14 protein-coding genes are annotated in these 16,941 nt (G+C 72.0%); 7 read left to right on the top strand and 7 right to left on the bottom strand.

Features of this window, described 5'->3' with window-relative positions; genetic code table 11:
• The first annotated feature begins 102 nt into the window (after nt 1–102).
• The 3 genes from ahcY (QSK21_RS06685) (at nt 103) to QSK21_RS06675 (ending at nt 4,106) form a co-directional block, all read left to right on the top strand.
• Entirely contained in the window at nt 103–1,533 is a 1,431-nt protein-coding gene (ahcY, locus tag QSK21_RS06685) for an adenosylhomocysteinase (protein ID WP_285694403.1), read from the top strand.
• Between the two features lie 721 nt (nt 1,534–2,254).
• Nucleotides 2,255–3,511: an adenosylhomocysteinase gene (ahcY, locus tag QSK21_RS06680; RefSeq protein ID WP_285694402.1), complete on the top strand. Its 1,257-nt coding sequence runs from the start codon at nt 2,255–2,257 to the stop codon at nt 3,509–3,511.
• A gap of 10 nt (nt 3,512–3,521) precedes the next feature.
• Complete coding sequence (locus QSK21_RS06675) at nt 3,522–4,106, top strand: hypothetical protein (RefSeq protein WP_285694401.1); 585 nt, start codon at nt 3,522–3,524, stop codon at nt 4,104–4,106.
• 1 nt (nt 4,107) lies between these two features.
• Here QSK21_RS06675 and QSK21_RS06670 read toward each other — a convergent pair whose 3' ends face one another.
• Complete coding sequence (locus QSK21_RS06670) at nt 4,108–5,133, bottom strand: RDD family protein (protein ID WP_285694400.1); 1,026 nt, start codon at nt 5,131–5,133, stop codon at nt 4,108–4,110.
• An 85-nt stretch (nt 5,134–5,218) separates the two neighbouring features.
• On the opposite strand from QSK21_RS06670, the gene QSK21_RS06665 reads away from it, so the two are divergent.
• Nucleotides 5,219–6,214, top strand: coding sequence for a stage II sporulation protein M (locus QSK21_RS06665; RefSeq protein ID WP_285694399.1), 996 nt, complete (start codon nt 5,219–5,221; stop codon nt 6,212–6,214).
• 32 nt (nt 6,215–6,246) lie between these two features.
• On the opposite strand, the gene QSK21_RS06660 is transcribed toward QSK21_RS06665, so the two are convergent.
• The 6 genes from QSK21_RS06660 to QSK21_RS06635 form a co-directional block, all read right to left on the bottom strand.
• Nucleotides 6,247–6,813, bottom strand: a complete 567-nt coding sequence (locus tag QSK21_RS06660; RefSeq protein WP_285694398.1) for a Uma2 family endonuclease — start codon at nt 6,811–6,813, stop codon at nt 6,247–6,249.
• Between the two features lie 101 nt (nt 6,814–6,914).
• The gene (locus tag QSK21_RS06655) at nt 6,915–8,207 is read right to left on the bottom strand and encodes a DUF58 domain-containing protein (RefSeq protein WP_285694397.1); all 1,293 of its coding nucleotides are present in this window, start codon (nt 8,205–8,207) and stop codon (nt 6,915–6,917) included.
• 24 nt (nt 8,208–8,231) lie between these two features.
• Nucleotides 8,232–9,236: an AAA family ATPase gene (locus tag QSK21_RS06650; RefSeq protein ID WP_285694395.1), complete on the bottom strand. Its 1,005-nt coding sequence runs from the start codon at nt 9,234–9,236 to the stop codon at nt 8,232–8,234.
• On the bottom strand, nt 9,233–10,462 hold the full coding sequence (locus tag QSK21_RS06645) for a DUF4350 domain-containing protein (RefSeq protein WP_285694394.1): 1,230 nt from the start codon (nt 10,460–10,462) through the stop codon (nt 9,233–9,235). Before QSK21_RS06645 ends, QSK21_RS06650 begins: the two co-directional genes overlap by 4 nt.
• On the bottom strand, nt 10,456–11,172 hold the full coding sequence (locus QSK21_RS06640; RefSeq protein ID WP_285694393.1) for a DUF4129 domain-containing protein: 717 nt from the start codon (nt 11,170–11,172) through the stop codon (nt 10,456–10,458). The genes QSK21_RS06645 and QSK21_RS06640 overlap by 7 nt, the downstream gene beginning before the upstream one ends.
• Nucleotides 11,169–12,284 carry a hypothetical protein gene (locus QSK21_RS06635; RefSeq protein WP_285694391.1) on the bottom strand — a complete coding sequence of 372 codons (1,116 nt, stop codon included), beginning with the start codon at nt 12,282–12,284 and terminating at the stop codon, nt 11,169–11,171. Before QSK21_RS06635 ends, QSK21_RS06640 begins: the two co-directional genes overlap by 4 nt.
• 342 nt (nt 12,285–12,626) lie before the next feature.
• On the opposite strand from QSK21_RS06635, the gene mtrA reads away from it, so the two are divergent.
• The 3 genes from mtrA to QSK21_RS06620 all read left to right on the top strand — a co-directional run bounded on the left by mtrA (nt 12,627) and on the right by QSK21_RS06620 (nt 16,889).
• Nucleotides 12,627–13,304: an MtrAB system response regulator MtrA gene (gene mtrA / locus QSK21_RS06630; RefSeq protein ID WP_285694390.1), complete on the top strand. Its 678-nt coding sequence runs from the start codon at nt 12,627–12,629 to the stop codon at nt 13,302–13,304.
• Nucleotides 13,305–13,428: 124 nt separating this feature from the next.
• The gene (gene mtrB, locus QSK21_RS06625) at nt 13,429–15,060 is read left to right on the top strand and encodes an MtrAB system histidine kinase MtrB (protein WP_285694389.1); all 1,632 of its coding nucleotides are present in this window, start codon (nt 13,429–13,431) and stop codon (nt 15,058–15,060) included.
• Nucleotides 15,057–16,889 (top strand): LpqB family beta-propeller domain-containing protein, encoded by a 1,833-nt coding sequence (locus QSK21_RS06620; RefSeq protein WP_285694388.1) that lies wholly within the window; start codon nt 15,057–15,059, stop codon nt 16,887–16,889. Before mtrB ends, QSK21_RS06620 begins: the two co-directional genes overlap by 4 nt.
• Nucleotides 16,890–16,941 lie beyond the last annotated feature (52 nt).

Here is a 16,941-nt window from a genome sequence, read left to right as displayed (position 1 = left end):
GCCGGGGCCGGGCCTAGACTCGCGGCAAGATCCGGCTCTCCCACCCCGATCGGCGGTGCGGCGGGCGCCGACCCGAGTGGACACACGAGGAGTTACGCAGGCATGGATTACAAGGTCGCCGACCTGTCGCTGGCCGACTTCGGGCGCCGGGAGATCCGGCTCGCCGAGCACGAGATGCCCGGCCTGATGGCCGTGCGCAAGGAGTTCGCGGAGTCGAAGCCGCTGCGCGGCGCCAAGATCATGGGCTCGCTGCACATGACGATCCAGACCGCCGTGCTGATCGAGACGCTGGTGGAGCTGGGCGCCGACGTGCGCTGGGTGTCGTGCAACATCTTCTCCACCCAGGACCACGCGGCCGCCGCGGTGGTGGTCGGCAAGGACGGCACCGCCGACGACCCGAAGGGCGTCCCGGTGTTCGCCTGGAAGGGCGAGACGCTGGAGGAGTACTGGTGGTGCACCGACCAGGCGCTCCAGTGGCCCGACGGGTCCGGCCCCAACATGATCCTGGACGACGGCGGCGACGCCACGCTGCTGGTGCACAAGGGCGCCGAGTACGAGAAGGCGGGCGCCGTCCCCACCGCGTCCGAGGACGACCCCGAGGAGTGGGGCATCATCCTCGACACGCTGCGCCGCACCATCGCCGAGAAGCCCGGCCGCTGGACCGAGACCGCCGCCGGGATCAAGGGCGTCACCGAGGAGACCACCACCGGGGTCCACCGGCTCTACGAGATGTCCAAGGCCGGCACGCTGCTGTTCCCCGCGATCAACGTCAACGATTCGGTGACCAAGTCCAAGTTCGACAACAAGTACGGCTGCCGGCACTCGGTGGTGGACGGCCTGAACCGGGCCACCGACGTGCTGATCGGCGGCAAGGTCGCGGTCGTGTGCGGCTACGGCGACGTCGGCAAGGGCTGCGCCGAGGCGCTGCGCGGCCAGGGCGCGCGGGTGATCGTCACCGAGATCGACCCGATCTGCGCGCTGCAGGCGGCGATGGACGGCTTCCAGGTCACCACCCTGGAGGAGGTGGTCGGCACCGCCGACATCTTCGTCACCGCCACCGGCAACTTCAACATCATCACCGCGGACCACATGGCCGCGATGAAGCACCAGGCGATCGTCGCCAACATCGGGCACTTCGACAACGAGATCGACATGGCCGGGCTGGCCCGGCTGCCCGGCATCGAGAAGATCGAGATCAAGCCGCAGGTGCACGAGTGGCGGTTCGCCGACGGCCACTCGATCATCGTCCTGGCCGAGGGCCGGCTGATGAACCTGGGCTGCGCCACCGGCCACCCCTCGTTCGTCATGTCGAACTCCTTCACCAACCAGGTCATCGCGCAGATCGAGCTGTTCACCAAGACCGACGAGTACCCGGTCGGCGTGTACGTCCTGCCCAAGCACCTGGACGAGAAGGTCGCCCGCCTCCACCTGGACGCGCTCGGCGTCAAGCTCACCACCCTCACCAAGGAGCAGGCCGCCTACATCGGCGTCCACGTCGAGGGCCCCTTCAAGCCCGACCACTACCGGTATTGAGTTCATTTGCAAGCACGAGCTGCGCTCGTCGCTGGCGCTCCTCGCTTGTCGTGCTTGCGGCGATCGCTGGCATCGCTTCGACTCGCCCTGGGGGCTCGCTTCGCGATCAGGGTCTCGCTGGCGCTCGCCCCTGCCTTCGGTCGCGATCGCAGCGCTTGGGCGACCGTTCGGGGTTGGGGTTGGGGGCTGGGGTGGGTGCGGCTGTGTTTATTGCAAGCACGAGCTGTGCTTCTCGCCTGGGGGCTTGTCGCTTGTCGTGCTTGCGGCGATCGCTGGCATCGCTTCGACTCGCCCTGGGGGCTCGCTTCGCGATCAGGGTCTCGCTGGCGCTCGCCCCTGCCTTCGGACGCGATCGCAACGCTTGGGCGACCGTTCGGGGCTGGGGTGAGGGGCTGGGGTGGGTGCTGTGTTTATTGGCAAGCACGAGCTGCGCTCCTCGCCTGGGGGCTCGTCGCTTGTCGTGCTTGCGTGTGATCGCTGCATCGCTTCGACTCGCCCTGGGGGCTCGCTTCGCGATCAGGGTCTCGCTGGCGCTCGCCCCTGCCTTCGGTCGCGATCGCAACGCCTGGGCGCCGTCCGGGGCTGGGGTGGGTGCGAGGGGGTGCAACGCTTGGGTTGTCACGGGCTGGGGCGGACCGGCTGAGATCGTCGCTTGGACGGCTGAGGTATAAGGGACTGCCGGACGGGTCGTGCCCGTCCGGCAGTTCTCATGAGGGAGCAGATGAGCGACATCGCGGACGTCTCGCTTGCGTACGAGGGCGTGAAACGGATCGGGTGGGCCGACCGGACGATGCCGGTGCTGCGGCAGATCCGGGAGCGGTTCGAGGAGGACCGGCCGTTGGACGGGTTCAGGATCGCGGCATGCCTGCATGTGACCACCGAGACCGCGAACCTCGTCCGTACCCTCCAGGCGGGCGGGGCGAGCGTCGCGCTGGCGGCGTCCAACCCGCTTTCCACGCAGGACGACGTGGCGGCGGCGCTGGTCCAGGAGTACGGCGCGGAGGTCTTCGCGCGGTCCGGCACCGACCGTGAGGGGTACTACCGGCACATCCGCCAGGCGCTGGAGACCGCGCCCGACCTCGTCCTGGACGACGGCTGCGACCTGGTCAACACGCTGCACACCGAGCGGCAGGACCTGCTGGGCACGGTGAAGGCCGGGTGCGAGGAGACCACCACGGGCGTCATCCGGCTGCACCAGATGGTGCGTGAGGGGGCGCTGCGGTTCCCGGTGGTGGCGGTGAACGACACCGACACCAAGCACATGTTCGACAACCGGTACGGCACCGGGCAGTCCACGCTGGACGGCATCGTCCGCGCCACCAACACGCTGCTGGCCGGGAAGACCGTCGTGATCGCGGGCTTCGGCTACTGCGGCCGCGGGCTCGCCGAGCGGGCGCGGGGGCTGGGCGCACGGGTGGTGGTGACCGAGATCGACCCGGTGAAGGCGCTGGACGCGGCGCTCCAGGGCTTCGCCGTCCAGCCGATGGCCGAGGCCGCCAAGCAGGGGGACGTGTTCATCACCGTGACCGGCAACCGGGACGTGATCGGCGCCGAGCATCTGCGGGTGATGAAGGATGGCGCGATCCTCGCCAACTCCGGCCACTTCGATGTCGAGATCGACGTGCGGGCGCTGGAGGAACTGGCGGTGGACGTGCACCGGGGCGTCCGCCCGCAGGCCGACGAGTACGTGCTGGAGGACGGCCGGACGCTGGTGCTGCTGGCCGAGGGGCGGCTGGTGAACCTGGCCGCCGCGGAGGGCCACCCGGCCGCCGTGATGGACATGTCGTTCGCCGACCAGGCCCTGACCTGCGCCTGGCTGGCGTCCGCGCACGCGTCGCTGGAACCGGCGGTGCACCAGGTGCCGAAGGAGATCGACACCGAGGTGGCGCGGCTCAAGCTGGCCTCGATGGAGATCGGCATCGACACCCTCACCGATGCCCAGGAGCACTACCTGCACTCCTGGCGGCTGGGCTCCTGAGGCGCCGTCCGTGCCGCGCGGAACGTACCGTCACCTGGAGCCGGACCTGGAGGAGCGCTTCCAGTGCGCGCCGGGCGCCGGAGGCTGGCGCTATGTCGGTGAACGCTCGGACGGGGTGCGCGTGGACCTGGTCGTGGACGCCCGCTGGCGGCAGATGAGAGTGGAGCTGGCCGGTCCCGACTGGTGGATCCGCGGCGGTGTGAGCGGGCACGACCTGATCTGGGTGCGCGGAGGGGGTCCGGAGGCCACGGAACGAAGTGTGCGGGCCCTGGGCTTCCTGGGGGAGTCGCCCGGGTTCCTCGTGGCGGTGTCGCGTTCGCTGCGGCTGGAGCCGGGCGGGCACGCCGACATCCGGCTCGTCCAGATCACGGGAACGGCGCTGTCCGCGCTGACCGTCGACCGGCGGTGGCGCCTGGCGGAGGTCACCACCTACGAGACCGAGACCGAACCGCTGCCGGTCGCGCGCTACGAGGTGGCCGATCTGGCCACAGGCGAGGTGCAGGTCTTCCACCTTGCTGGGGACGTGGTCCTGGACGCCCCAGGCATCGAGCTGGCGGACCTGGAGACCCCGCCCAGCCTGGCGTCCCTGCCCTGAGTCAGTACCGCGGCCGCGGACCAGGCGGCCCCGGCCAGCCAGGCGGCGGGCCGGGCGGGCGGTTCAGGACCTGCTGGTACGGGCCGGCGCCATAGTCGGGCGGCGGCAGGAACCGCGGCTGACCGGGTTGCGGATCGCTGAACGGCGGAGGCGCGGGCGGCCCTGGCCGCGCCGGAGCGGCCGGAGGCGCCCCCGCCATGGCCATCGCGGGCACGGGGGCGGGCGGCCGGACGGCAGGGGGCCAGGCGTGGCCCTGCTTGCGCCTGCGGCGTTCCTGGCGCTGCCAGAGGCGCCACTCCTCCCGGCGGCGCCGTTCGGCCAGCACGGCGGAGATGAGGATCTCCGGGCGCACCCCGGGCGGCGGGGGCGGGCTGACCACGGCGAGCACCTGCCTGGCGATCCGCTCGCCCAGTTCGTCCCGGATCTCGGGGCGCAGTTCCCAGAACCGGGACAGGTACTGCCGGGCCGTCATCGCCAGCTCGTCGGACAGCATCGAGACCTCAAGCGTGCGCGCCCACCCGGCGAGTTGCGGCGGCATCACCGCGACCGGGCCGTGCAGCGCCGAGTGCGGCACCCGCTCCTGGATGACGACGGTGCCGGCGAACAGGTCGCCGAGACGCTTGCCGCGCCGGTTGAACAGCGAGGTGAGCAGCGCGGGCGCCCCGTACAGGACGAAGAACTCCACGAACCCGGCCAGCGCCCGCACCAGCGCCTGCCGGAACCGGATCGGGCCGCCGTCGTCGGCCACCACCCGCAACCCGACGGCCATCTTGCCCAGTGTGCGGCCCCGCGACAGGGTCTCGAACATGCACGGGTACCCGACGATCACCAGCGCGACCGCCAGGATGCTGAGCCCGATCGACCACGCCTCGTCGGCGATCAGCGCGGTCATCCCGGCCAGGTAGAGCAGCACGTTCAGGATGAACATCTGGAAGAACAGGTCCAGCAGAAGGGCGCATCCCCGGCTGGCGAGCCGCGCCACCCGGATGTCGAGCGCGACGGCCTCGCCGGTCACGAGCTGGGGCAAGGGGCCTCCTCCGGAGCGGGCGGTGCGTGTCCATTGTGCCCGTATCGCAGCGGCGCCGGTGAGTTTCAGGCGTTAGTCTCGCCGGGTGGACGTCGACGCCTACGTGGCCGCGCACAACGCCGAGTGGCGGCGCCTGGAATGGCTGATCAACTCGAGCCGCAAGCTGACCGGCCCGGAGATCGACGAGCTGGTCGAGCTCTACCAGCGCACCGCCACCCACCTGTCGGTGGTCCGGTCGAGTTCGCCCGACCCGATGCTGGTCGGGCGGCTGTCGGGGCTGGTGGCGCGGGGACGGGCGGCGGTCGCGGGCGCGCAGGCCCCGCTGTGGCGGGACGTGTCGCGCTTCGCCACGGTGTCGTTCCCGGCGACCGCGTACCGGACGCGCTGGTGGTGGCTCGGCTGCGCGGTGCTGGGCAACCTGCTGTCGCTGGCGCTGGCGATCTGGGTGGCGCGCAGCCCCGAGGCGCAGGCGGCGGTCGGCACCCCGTACGAGATCCGTGAGCTGGTGGAACGGGACTTCGCCAACTACTACACCGAGCACTCGGCGGCCTCGTTCGCGTTCCAGGTGTGGATCAACAACGCGTGGGTGTCCGCGGTGGCGCTGATCTTCGGGATCCTGCTCGGCATCCCCACGATCTCCGTCCTGGTGGCCAACCAGCTCAACCTGGGGGTCGTCGCCGGGCTGATGTTCGCCTACGGCAAGGGCGACATCTTCTTCGGCCTGATCCTGCCGCACGGCCTGCTGGAGCTGACCGCGGTGTACCTGGCCTGCGGTGCCGGCCTCAGACTCGGCTGGACGGTGATCGACCCGGGGCGCCGCCGCCGCGGCCAGGCCCTGGCCGAGGAGGGACGCGCCGCGGTCGGCATCGCCCTCGGCCTGATCGGGGCGCTCCTGGTCTCCGGTCTCATCGAGGGCTTCGTCACCGGCTGGGTCCACACCACCTGGCTGCGCGTCGGCCTCGGCGTGGTCGCCGAGGCCGCCTTCCTCGCCTACGTCGTCATCCTCGGCCGCCGAGCCCTCCGCCAAGGCGAGACCGGCGACGCCGACATCCACCCAGATCTGGCCCCCACCTCCGGCTGACCCGGCCTGAGCGGGCGGATCAGACCAGTGGGTCAGACCAGAGCGGTCAGATCGATCTCCATGGGGAAGGGCCGATCGGTCTTCAACGTGAGGGAGTGGGCGCCCGCCGGTGCGTAGCTCTTGGTGGTGGGATTCAGGATGTGCGTATAGACGATCAGCCCGGCGCTATCACGTTCGATACGCCAGAAATACGGTATTTCGACTGATGCGTATTCTGCGGGCTTGTCCAGACGATCCGTGTTCACGCTGCCCTGGCTCATGACCTCCACGACGAGCATGGTGGACGACGGGAGCACCGGAATCTTGTCCGGATCGCCCTTGAAGACGATGACGTCGGGACGCCGGTTGGTCAGCGGGACCTCGGAGATGCGCAGGTCGACGTCGATCGTCACCTGCCACGGCTCCGGCAGGATTTTCTCCAATGCGCCTGCCAGCCGCCAGACGATGCGGTTGTGCCTTGGGGTCGCGGAGGGAGATACGACGATCTTTCCGTCGACGATTTCGATGTTCCGGCAGTGCTCTGCCGGCATCCGATCGTATTCCTCCGCCGTTAGTCCTTGTTCAGGAAGCGACGACATCCATTCCGGCAATGCGCCCATTTGCGTCCACTTCCTCGGAAGATGCCCGTAATAAGGGCTGGGTCTGCATGCTCCTCGCCCTTAGAGGGTACTGGGGAACTCGCCGGTGACCACGCGAAGGGTTACAGGCGTCCTGCGGCTTTGAGGGCCAGGTAGGCGTCGGCCAGGGCGGGGGCCAGTTCTTCTGGTGGGGCGTCGACGACCTCTACGCCGTGGGTGCGGAGTTCGGCGGTGAGGCGGCGGCGTTCGGCTCGGGCGCGTTCCGCGGCGGCCGCGTCGTACACCGAGGCCAGGTCGCCGCGGGCGCCGGCCATCTCGCCGACCCGGGGGTCGCCCACGGCGGCGAGCATGACCAGGTGGCGGGACGTGAGCTGGGGCAGCAGCGGCAGCAGGCCCTCCTCCAGCGCGGCGCCGTTCAGCTCGGTGAGCAGCACGACCAGGCAGCGCTGCCGGACCCGGGACAGCAGGGTGGACACCATCCCGGCGGCGTCGCACTCGATCAGCTCGGGTTCGAGCGGGGCCATCGCCTGCACCATCGCCGGGAGCACCTCGGTACGGGATGCGCCCTCCACGCGGGCGCGCACGCGGCGGTCGTAGGCGAGCATGTCGACGCGGTCGCCCGCGCGGGACGCCAGCGCGCCCAGGAGCAACGCCGCGTCCATCGAGCAGTCCAGCCGGGGGATGTCGCCGACGCGTCCCGCGGACGTGCGGCCGGTGTCGAGCACCAGATACAGGCGGCGGTCGCGTTCCGGGCGCCACGTGCGCACCATCACGTCGGCGCGCCGTGCGGTGGCGCGCCAGTCGATGGAACGGACGTCGTCGCCGTCCACGTACTCGCGCAGGGAGTCGAACTCGGTGCCCTGCCCGCGGATGAGCGCGACGTGCTGGCCGGTGAGCTGCCGCAGTTTGGACAGCTTGGCGGGCAGGTGGCGGCGGGACGGGAACGCGGGCAGCACCCGTACCGTCCAGGGCGCGGGGCGCGACAGTTGCCGGGCGGCCAGCCCGAGCGGCCCCCGGGAGCGGACGGTGACGGTGACCGCCTGCCGGTCGCCGCGCCGGGTGGGACGCAGGGTGATCTCGACGCGGCGGCGCTCACCCGCGGGCACGTCCACCCGTACGGTACGGGGCGCCGCGCCGGCGCTGGGCGGCCAGGCGTCGCGGACGACGGCCTTGAGCCTGCGCCGCCCCATGTTCTCGACGATCAGCGCGACACGGGCGGTCTGGCCGAGCCGGACGTTGGTGTCGCCCTCGCGGTGGAAGCGCAGCGCCCGCACGTTCCCGGCCAGGGCGAGGTCTGTGACCACGCCCAGCAGGAGCGCGGCCCAGACGCCCAGCAGCGCCCACCAGCTCTGCACGACGATCGGCACGGGGGCGCCGAGCAGGGCGAGCAGGGCGAGCCGTCCGGTCAGCGCCATCAGACCATCACCTCGTTCCGGGGATCAGCGCGGCGCGGGGACGTGGGCGAGGATGCCTTCCAGCACGCCGTCCGCGGTGGCGCCCTCCAGCTCCGCCTCGGGACGAAGCTGGACGCGGTGCCGCAGGGTGGGCCGGGCCAGCGCCTTGACGTCGTCGGGGGTGACGTAGTCGCGTCCCGACATCCAGGCCCAGGCGCGGGACGTGGCCAGCAGCGCGGTGGCGCCACGCGGCGACACCCCCAGGGTCAGGGACGGGGACTGCCGGGTGGCGCGGCACAGGTCCACCACGTACGCGGCGACCTTCGGGTCCAGGTGGACGGTGCGGACGGCGGCCCGCCCGGCGGCCAGCTCGTCGGCGCCCGCCACCGCCTGGACGGCGGACAGGTCGCGGGGATCGAAGCCGGTGGCGTGCCGCTGGAGCATCGAGATCTCCTCGTCCCGGGTGGGGACGGGCACGTTCAGCTTCAGCAGGAACCGGTCGAGCTGCGCCTCCGGCAGCGGGTAGGTGCCCTCGTACTCGATGGGGTTCTGGGTGGCGCAGACCACGAACGGGTCGGGCAGCGCGCGCGGCGAGCCCTCCACCGACACCTGCCGTTCCTCCATGGCCTCCAGCAGCGACGCCTGGGTCTTCGGGGGCGTCCGGTTGATCTCGTCGGCCAGCATCAGATTGGTGAACACCGGCCCCTCGCGGAACTCGAACTCCGTGGTCCGGTTGTCGTAGATCAGCGAGCCCGTGACGTCGCCCGGCATGAGGTCGGGGGTGAACTGGACCCGCTTGAAGTCCAGGTCGAGGGCGCGCGCCAGGGTGCGGATCATCAGGGTCTTGGCGGTGCCGGGAACGCCTTCCAGCAGCACGTGACCGCGGCACAGCAGCGCGATGACCAGGCCGGTGACCACCGAGTCCTGGCCGACGACCGCCTTGGCGACCTCTCCCCGGAGGGCCTGGAGGGCGGCCCTGGCGGTGTCGGCCGCCGCGGCCGGCGCGTCATCGGCCGCGGCCTGCTTGTCGAGTCCGACGGGATGGTTCACGAGGTGCGTACCTGCCTTTCCAGGTCGTCGAGAAGGTCGCTGAGGCCCACCAGCTGGCCGTCGTCCGCAGGCTCAGGACCGTACAGGGCCACTCCGACCATCGCCTCGTCGTAGGTCGTGCGCTGGGCGACGGCGGTGACGATCTCCCGTGCGGAGGCGGGGTCGTCGGCGGCGCTGCGGGGCAGCCCGAGGAGGGGGACGAGCCGTTCCCTGGCCCCGGCGCGCAGCGCCTCGGCGGCGCTGCCGCGGGCCCGGTGCGCCCGATACAGCCGCGCCCGTCCCTCGACGGTCTCGGCGGACCGGACGACCACCGGCAGCGCCTCGGCCACCACGGGTCCGAGCCGCCGCGCCCGCCACAGCGCGAGCAGCACGACGCCGATGACCAGTTGCAGGAAGAACAGCTTGACGCCCAGTGGCAGCAGGCCGGTGAGGGTCTCCTCCTCGCTGCCGCTGCCCGGTTCGGGCAGGTCGGGGATCAGCCAGACCGCGGAGGAGCGCGCCCCGGCCAGGTTCATGCCCAGCGCGGCGCCGCCCTCCTCGTCCAGCCGTTCGTTGGTGAGCGGTGTGCCGGAGCCGAGCACCGTGATCGTCCGCTCGCCCGCGCGGACCTGGACGAGCCGATACACCCGCGAGTCCGTCTCCGCCTGGTCGCGGTAGCAGGCGGTGCCTCCGGCGGGGGCGGTGTAGGTGTCGGAGTCGCCGAAGTCGACCCGTCCGGCGAGCGTGGCCGCTTGCAGCGGGCACCCGGGCTCGGCGGTCTCCTCGAAGGTGTCGCCGGCCTTCTCCACGCCCGGGGCCAGCGCTTCGAGCACGTCCCGCGTGGGCTCGACCAGCAGCAGGTCGGCCTGGACGCCCTGGAGCCGCGCGATGTCGGAGCGGGTCAGCCGTTCCGAACGGGTGATGATCAGGACCGTCCCGGCGGTGGCGGCCGCTGCGGCGTCCCCGGCGTCCCTGGACACCCGCACGGGCGTCCCGTGCCCCCTCAGGATCTCGGCGAGCGCCCGGGTGCCGCGCCTGGTGGGGGACTCGGGGTCGCCGGCTTGGGCGGAGCCGGACGGGCGCAGCGCGGCCAAGCCGAGCCCGAGCACGATCACCGCGAGCGCGGCGGCCAGGATGCTGCGCGACGCCTTCCAGCGCCGCGCCGTGATCTGCCGTGCCGACGGGACGTCCCCGCCGTCCGCGCCCTGTGTGGCGGGGGCCGGGGCCTGCTCGGTGCCGGTCACCATCGGAGGCCCCCTTCCCCGGCGGCGCCCGCCATCGCCGCGTCCCCGTCCTCCTCGCCGTCCTCGGCGCCGCCGGTGCCGTCGCCGTCGCCGAGCGGGCGGGGGCGGGCCGCGCGGACCTTGTCGTCAAGGTCCCTCACGCGGGCGTAGGCGTCCGCGCTGCCGGGCCGGTCGCCGTACCAGACGTCGTCGAAGATCCGCACGCCCTCGCGCAGGTCGTCGGCCAGCGCGGGCAGAGCCTCGCCCGCCTCGGCGGCCAGCTCGTCCGCGGTGCGGCCGGGCCGCGGGGCGAGCACCGCGCGCTCCTCCAGGTTGCGAGCCAGGGCGCGCAGGCGTTCCCGGATCGCGTTGGGCCAGTCGGCGGCGGCGGCGAACTCCTCGGCGGCCGTGCGGTGGTCCTTGGCGGTGGTCGGCTCCTCCTCGAGCAGCGCCTCCTGCCGCGAACGGGTGTTGCGCCGTCCCCGCATGATCCAGGCGATCAGCGCGATCGCGACGGCCAGCAGCAGCAGGATGATCAGCAGCGAGAGCCGGCCGCCGCCCTCGCCCCGCCCCTCGGGGACCAGACGGTGGCCGAACAGCTCGTTCAGCCAGTCGACCACGCGTTCCAGCGAGCGTTCCAGCCAGGACGGCTCGTCCCGGTGGTAGATCGGCTTCTCCAGCTCGCGCCGGGCCAGCTCCCGGGCCTCGTCGCGGCCGATCGGATCGAGTCTCATGGCGTCCCCCTCGTCGCCCCGGGCTGAAGGGAGGGTCTGACGCGCCAGTGCGCGACGAAGTCGTCGCCGGGCTCCTCGCCGTCCCCGGCGGCGGCCTGCCCGTTGCCGGTGGCACGGGGCGCGGCGGCGCTCTCGTGAACGCGGGCCCGCAGTTCGAGGTCGAAGCCTTCGCGGCGCATCCTGCGGTCGATGTAGAGCAGGGCGATCACGCCCGCGTCGAACGGCAGCACCACCGTCCAACTGACGATGCGTCCCACGGTGTCGACGGTGAGGGCCAGGATGGTCGCGGACTGGTCCCCTGCGCCCCCGAAGAACAGAAGCTGGATCAGCAGGAACGGGATGCGCAAGGCGAAGAAGCCCATGAACACGGTGACGAGGATGGCCAGCAGCAGCGTCCCGCACGTCCGCCACCAGCGGCCCTTGGACAGCGTCCAGGCCCGCTCCAGCGCCCCGCCGGCCGTCTCCCGTTCCAGGACCAGCGCGGGCGCGGCCAGCACGAGCAGCACGTACAGCCAGATCATGAGGACCGCGCCGACGGGGAAGCCGATGACCGCGGCGAGCAGGATCGCCGCCGGATGCGCCTCCACCGCCAGGAACAGCACGAACGGCACCACCGGCACGATCATGGCGGCCAGCGGCAGCAGCGTGACGATCAGCGCGATCCCGATCAGCCGCCACAGCCGCGGCCGGGTGTCCCGCCAGGTCGAGCGCAGCGTCGCGCTCGACCCCATCAGCGCCCGGCCCAGCACCGGGCCGAGCATTCCGGCCAGCACCACGATCCCGAACGCCGACAGCACCAGGCCGAACGCCCCCAGCGCGAACTGGGTGCCGACGGACCGCACGATCCAGTCCGGGCTGACCTCGTCGCGGGCCGTGCGTCCCACGAAGTAGTAGGCCGCGATGGACCCGGCGACCTGGATCACCGCGGTGATCGCCAGCGACGGGCCCAGCACGGCGCGCGGGAACAGCCGGACGCAGGCGATCGCCCCGTCCAGCATCTCCGAGATCGACAACGGCCGGAACGGGATCTCGCCCGCGACCGTCGCGTCCATGTCCAGCGGGGGCGCCCTGTCCGGGACGGCGCGTTCGCCCCTGCCGTCCGGTATCGGCATTTCCGGCTCCCTGGGGATGACTCGTCCGGCCATCCTGTCACGGGCGGGGGACCACGATTGCCTGTCCGGGCGTGCCGGGGGACGATGGGCGCGGTGGAAGCCGGTCCACCGGCCGCGGTAGGCCCCGCTCCTCGCCGCCGGTCACCGCCGGTCGCCGCCCTCCGCCGCATGCCCTCGGGCCCCTCGGGACGGGCCGTACCGCGGTGGCGGGCGGGGACGCAGGTCGTTCCGCTTGCGAGGAGGGGTCATGTACGAGACAAACGCGGGTAACCTGGCACGCCAAGGTGTGCCTTCTGCTTCCCCTGCACGCCGCCGACTCCCGACTTTGTGACGATGAGGGCCATGAGAGGACGTGTACTGGTCGTCGACGACGACCTCGCTCTCGCCGAGATGCTGGGCATCGTGCTGAGGGGCGAGGGGTTCGAGCCGTCGTTCGTCCACGACGGTGACAAGGCGCTGGAGGCGTTCCGGGAGACCCGGCCCGACCTCGTGCTGCTGGACCTGATGCTCCCCGGCGCCGACGGCATCGACGTGTGCCGGCAGATCCGCGCCGAGTCCGGCGTTCCGATCGTCATGCTGACCGCCAAGAGCGACACCGTTGATGTGGTGCTGGGCCTGGAATCGGGCGCCGACGACTACATCATCAAGCCGTTCAAGCCGAAGGAACTGGTGGCGCGGGTGCGGGCGCGGCTCCGCCGTACCGACGAGCCGGCGCCCGAGACGCTCCAGATCGGCGACATCACCATCGACGTGGCCGGGCACTCGGTCAAACGCGGCGACCGGCACATCCCGCTGACGCCGCTGGAGTTCGACCTGCTGGTGGCGCTGGCCCGCAAGCCGCGCCAGGTGTTCACCCGCGAGGTGCTGCTCGAGCAGGTGTGGGGCTACCGGCACGCCGCCGACACCCGGCTGGTGAACGTCCACGTCCAGCGGCTCCGGGCCAAGATCGAGAAGGATCCGGAACGGCCGGAGATCGTGGTGACCGTGCGCGGCGTCGGATACAAGGCCGGTCCGGCCTGAACGAGCCCGTCCGGGCCCGCCGCCGCGGCGCGCGGGCGCACGACGAGCCAGGCGCGATGAACAGGCCGCGATGAACAGGCCGCGATGAACAGGCCGCGATGGGCAGCGCGATGAACAGGGCGCGATGAACAGGGTCAAGCGGGTCGCCCGCCGCGGGCTCGGCACGGGACGCCGGGTGCTGCGCGGCGCGGTCCGCCGTGCCTACGCGCGGTGGCGCCGCTCCATCCAGCTACGGGTGGTCACCTCGACCCTGTGCATCTCCGCGATCGTCGTCGCGATCCTGGGGCTGTTCCTGATGCAGCAGATCACCACCGCCCTGATGGACGGGAAGATCAAGGCCGCGCAGCTCCAGCTGAACGAGGGCCTGGGCGCCGTCGAGCGCGACCTGGGCAGCCCTCCGTCCAGCGCGGACGCGGACCGGCGGCTGGAGAGCGTCCTGAACGGGCTGAAGTCCCGCAGCGGCCCCTCCGGCCTGTACGAGGTCTACATCCGGGACGTGCGGGAGCCGTACTTCGACGGGTTCGCCACCAACGAGCTGCGGCAGGAGAGCGTCCCGCAGCGCCTCAGGGACGAGGTGGCCAAGGGGCCGCCGGGCACCCGCAACCACACCTTCGGGCGGCTGTCCTATATCGGCCGTCCCTCCGAGCCCGGCCTGATCGTCGGCGGCAAGGCGGGGCAGTACGAGCTGTACTACCTGTTCCCGCTGTCGGAGGAGCAGAGCACGCTGACGATCACGGGCCGTTCGCTGGCCGCCGTCGGGGCGGTGCTGGTGCTGCTGCTCGCGGCGATCGCGTCCCTGGTGACCCGGCAGGTGGTGATCCCGGTGCGGCTGGCCGCGCAGGGCGCGCAACGGCTGGCGGCGGGGCGGCTTGAGGAGCGGATGCGGGTCCGCGGCGAGGACGACCTGGCCCGGCTGGCCCGTTCGTTCAACGAGATGGCCGCCAACCTCCAGGACAAGATCGTCGAGCTGGAGGACCTGTCGCAGGTGCAGCGGCAGTTCGTCTCGGACGTCTCGCACGAGCTGCGCACCCCGCTGACCACCATCAGGATCGCGGCGGACATGCTCTACGAGTACCGCGACACCTTCTCCGACCCGGCGGTGGGGCGTTCCGCGGAGCTGCTGCAGAGCCAACTGGAGCGGTTCGAGTCGCTGCTGGCCGACCTGCTGGAGATCAGCCGGCACGACGCGGGCGCCGCCACCCTGGACGCCGAGTCCCTGGACATGCGCGACCTGGTGCTGCGCGCCGTCGGCGACATCCAGGGACTGGCCGAGCGCAAGGGCAGCAAGGTGGTGTTCCAGTTGCCCGGCGAGCCGTGCATGGCCGAGGTCGACCGGCGCCGTGTCGAGCGGATCCTGCGCAACCTCCTGGTCAACGCCGTCGAGCACGGGGAGGGCGAGGACATCGTCGTGTCCGTGGGCGCCGACCGTGACGCCGTCGCCGTGACGGTCCGCGACCACGGCGTGGGCCTCAAGCCGGGGGAGAGCCAGATGGTCTTCGACCGGTTCTGGCGCGCCGACCCGGCCCGTGCCCGTACCACCGGCGGCACCGGCCTCGGCCTGTCGATCTCCCGCGAGGACGCCCAGCTCCACGGCGGCTGGCTACAGGCATGGGGCGAACCGGGGCAGGGCTCGCAGTTCCGCCTCTCCCTCCCACGGGTGGCCGGTGCCGAACTCCGCGGCTCGCCGCTGCCGCTGGTGCCCCCGGGCGGCGACAGCCCTCCACCCCTCTTCGCGGAACTGGAGGCGGGCGATTGATCACCCCCGAACCGCCGCCGCTCGCGCACACCCGGCTCGGCCCCTCGGGGGACGGGCGATCGCGGGCGCGCCGCTGGGTATCCGCGTTCTGCCTGGGTGTGGCGGCCGCGCTGCTCGCGGGCTGCGTCAGCGTGCCGAGCGGCGGGCGGGTCGTGTCGGGACGGCCCGCCGAGGGGTCCGAGCAGGTCGATGACCCCTATGTCCGGCTGATTCCGGTACATCCGCGTCCCGACTGGGGACCGGCGCAGATCGTCTCGGGGTTCCTGGCCGCGTCTGCCAGCTTCGACGACGATCACGCGGTGGCCCGCGAATACCTCGCGGGACGCACGCTGTGGCGGCTCACCCCGCGGCCCGCCGTCACCGTCCTCCAGGACCGGCCCGACCTGGAGATCGTCAAGGAGACCGCGAACGCCGCCACGGTGCTGGTCACCGGCCGGCAGCTCGGCACGATCGACCCCAGCGGCCAGTACACGGCCGACCCCAAGCCCATCGACGTGCCGTTCCAGGTCGGCAAGGTCGCGGGCGGGGTGTGGCGGCTCACCGGCCTGCCCGCCGAGGCGCAGACCGGGCTGCTGCTCACCAAGAACGACGTGGACCGCGCGTTCCGTCCGGTGAACCTGTTCTTCTACGCGCCCGACCGCCGCACCCTCGTCCCGAACGGGATCTTCCTGCCGCTGGGGAACCGCCAGGAGCTGCCGACCCATCTGGTCCGGGCGCTGCTGGGCGGGCCGACGCCGTGGCTGGAACCCGCCGTGAACAGCGCGTTCCCCGCCGGGACCCGGCTGCGCGGGCGGGGCGTCACGGTCAGCAAGAACGTCGCCACCGTCGACCTGAGCCGGGAGGCCCTGTCCGGCAGCGTCGAACGGATGTCCGCGCAGCTCAGCTGGACACTGCGGCAGCTCTCGGAGATCAGGCAGTGGCGGCTGCAGATCGAGGGCGAGACGATCGCGCCGTCCGACGTGCCGAGCACGCAGCCCGTCCGGTCGTGGCAGGAGAACGCCCCCGACGGCGTCGTCGCCGACCAGACCGCCTACGTGGTGGGCCTCACCGGTCACCTGAACGTGCTCCAGCAGGGCGGCCAGCCGCAACCCGTCACCACCGGCGAAGGCCGCTTGTCCCGTCCCGCCGTCGCGCCCGACTTCGTGGAGGTCGCCGGGCTCAGCACCGGGCACGACCGCTTGCTCGCCCTCCACATGGTGGCGGGCGCCAGGGTCCGTACCGTGCTGAACGGCTCCCAGAAGGACTCGCGCTTCACCCCGCCGTCCTGGGACCGCGAGGGCAGGCTCTGGACGGTGGAGTACACCGACGACCAGTCCTGGCTGTGGGTCCGCGAGTCACGCGGGAGCGCCCCCGTGCGCGTCGCGCATTGGGGGCTGGGCGGGCGCAAGGTGCTGGCCTTCAAGGTCGCCCGGGACGGCGTGCGCGTCGCCGCGATCGTCGACGTGGAGGGCAGCGCGCAGGTGCAGATCGGCCGCATCGTCCACGGCGGAGGCACGGACGTCGGCTCGTTCCTGCCGGTCAGCTCCGAACTGGGCGGCGCCATCGACCTGGCCTGGAGCGACTTCGGGACGCTGGCCGTCCTCGGCCAGAAGACCACCGACTCGCAGGTGCTCGCGTATCTGGTTCCGGTCAGCGGCAGCGCCGTCCGCTCCCTGGGCGGCGGCTCCCTGGGCACCCCCCAGTCGATCGCCGCGGCCCCCAACGAACCCGTCCTGATCGGCACCCGCTCCAACGGGAAGAACAGCGTCTGCCGCCAGAGCAGCCCGCGCGAGCAGTTCAGCGAATGGCTCTGCAACATCCCGGGCGCCGACCCCACGTACCCGCGCTGACCTGCCCTCGCGCGAGGTTATCCACATTTCCCGCGCCCTATCCCGCCCCAGG

It is taken from the genome of Actinomadura sp. NBRC 104412 (assembly GCF_030269515.1).
GTDB lineage: Bacteria > Actinomycetota > Actinomycetes > Streptosporangiales > Streptosporangiaceae > Spirillospora.
This window is presented reverse-complemented; position numbering and strand designations above follow the sequence as displayed.

What these genes read in the sequence shown, in the direction of transcription:
- ahcY (WP_285694403.1), top strand. Translation starts at nt 103, where the DNA reads ATGGATTACAAGGTCGCCGACCTGTCGCTGGCCGACTTCGGGCGCCGG.
- ahcY (WP_285694402.1), top strand. Translation starts at nt 2,255, where the DNA reads ATGAGCGACATCGCGGACGTCTCGCTTGCGTACGAGGGCGTGAAACGG.
- QSK21_RS06660 (WP_285694398.1), bottom strand. Translation starts at nt 6,813, where the DNA reads ATGGGCGCATTGCCGGAATGGATGTCGTCGCTTCCTGAACAAGGACTA.
- QSK21_RS06655 (WP_285694397.1), bottom strand. Translation starts at nt 8,207, where the DNA reads ATGGCGCTGACCGGACGGCTCGCCCTGCTCGCCCTGCTCGGCGCCCCC.
- QSK21_RS06645 (WP_285694394.1), bottom strand. Translation starts at nt 10,462, where the DNA reads ATGGTGACCGGCACCGAGCAGGCCCCGGCCCCCGCCACACAGGGCGCG.
- QSK21_RS06640 (WP_285694393.1), bottom strand. Translation starts at nt 11,172, where the DNA reads ATGAGACTCGATCCGATCGGCCGCGACGAGGCCCGGGAGCTGGCCCGG.
- QSK21_RS06635 (WP_285694391.1), bottom strand. Translation starts at nt 12,284, where the DNA reads ATGCCGATACCGGACGGCAGGGGCGAACGCGCCGTCCCGGACAGGGCG.
- mtrA (WP_285694390.1), top strand. Translation starts at nt 12,627, where the DNA reads ATGAGAGGACGTGTACTGGTCGTCGACGACGACCTCGCTCTCGCCGAG.
- mtrB (WP_285694389.1), top strand. Translation starts at nt 13,429, where the DNA reads ATGAACAGGGTCAAGCGGGTCGCCCGCCGCGGGCTCGGCACGGGACGC.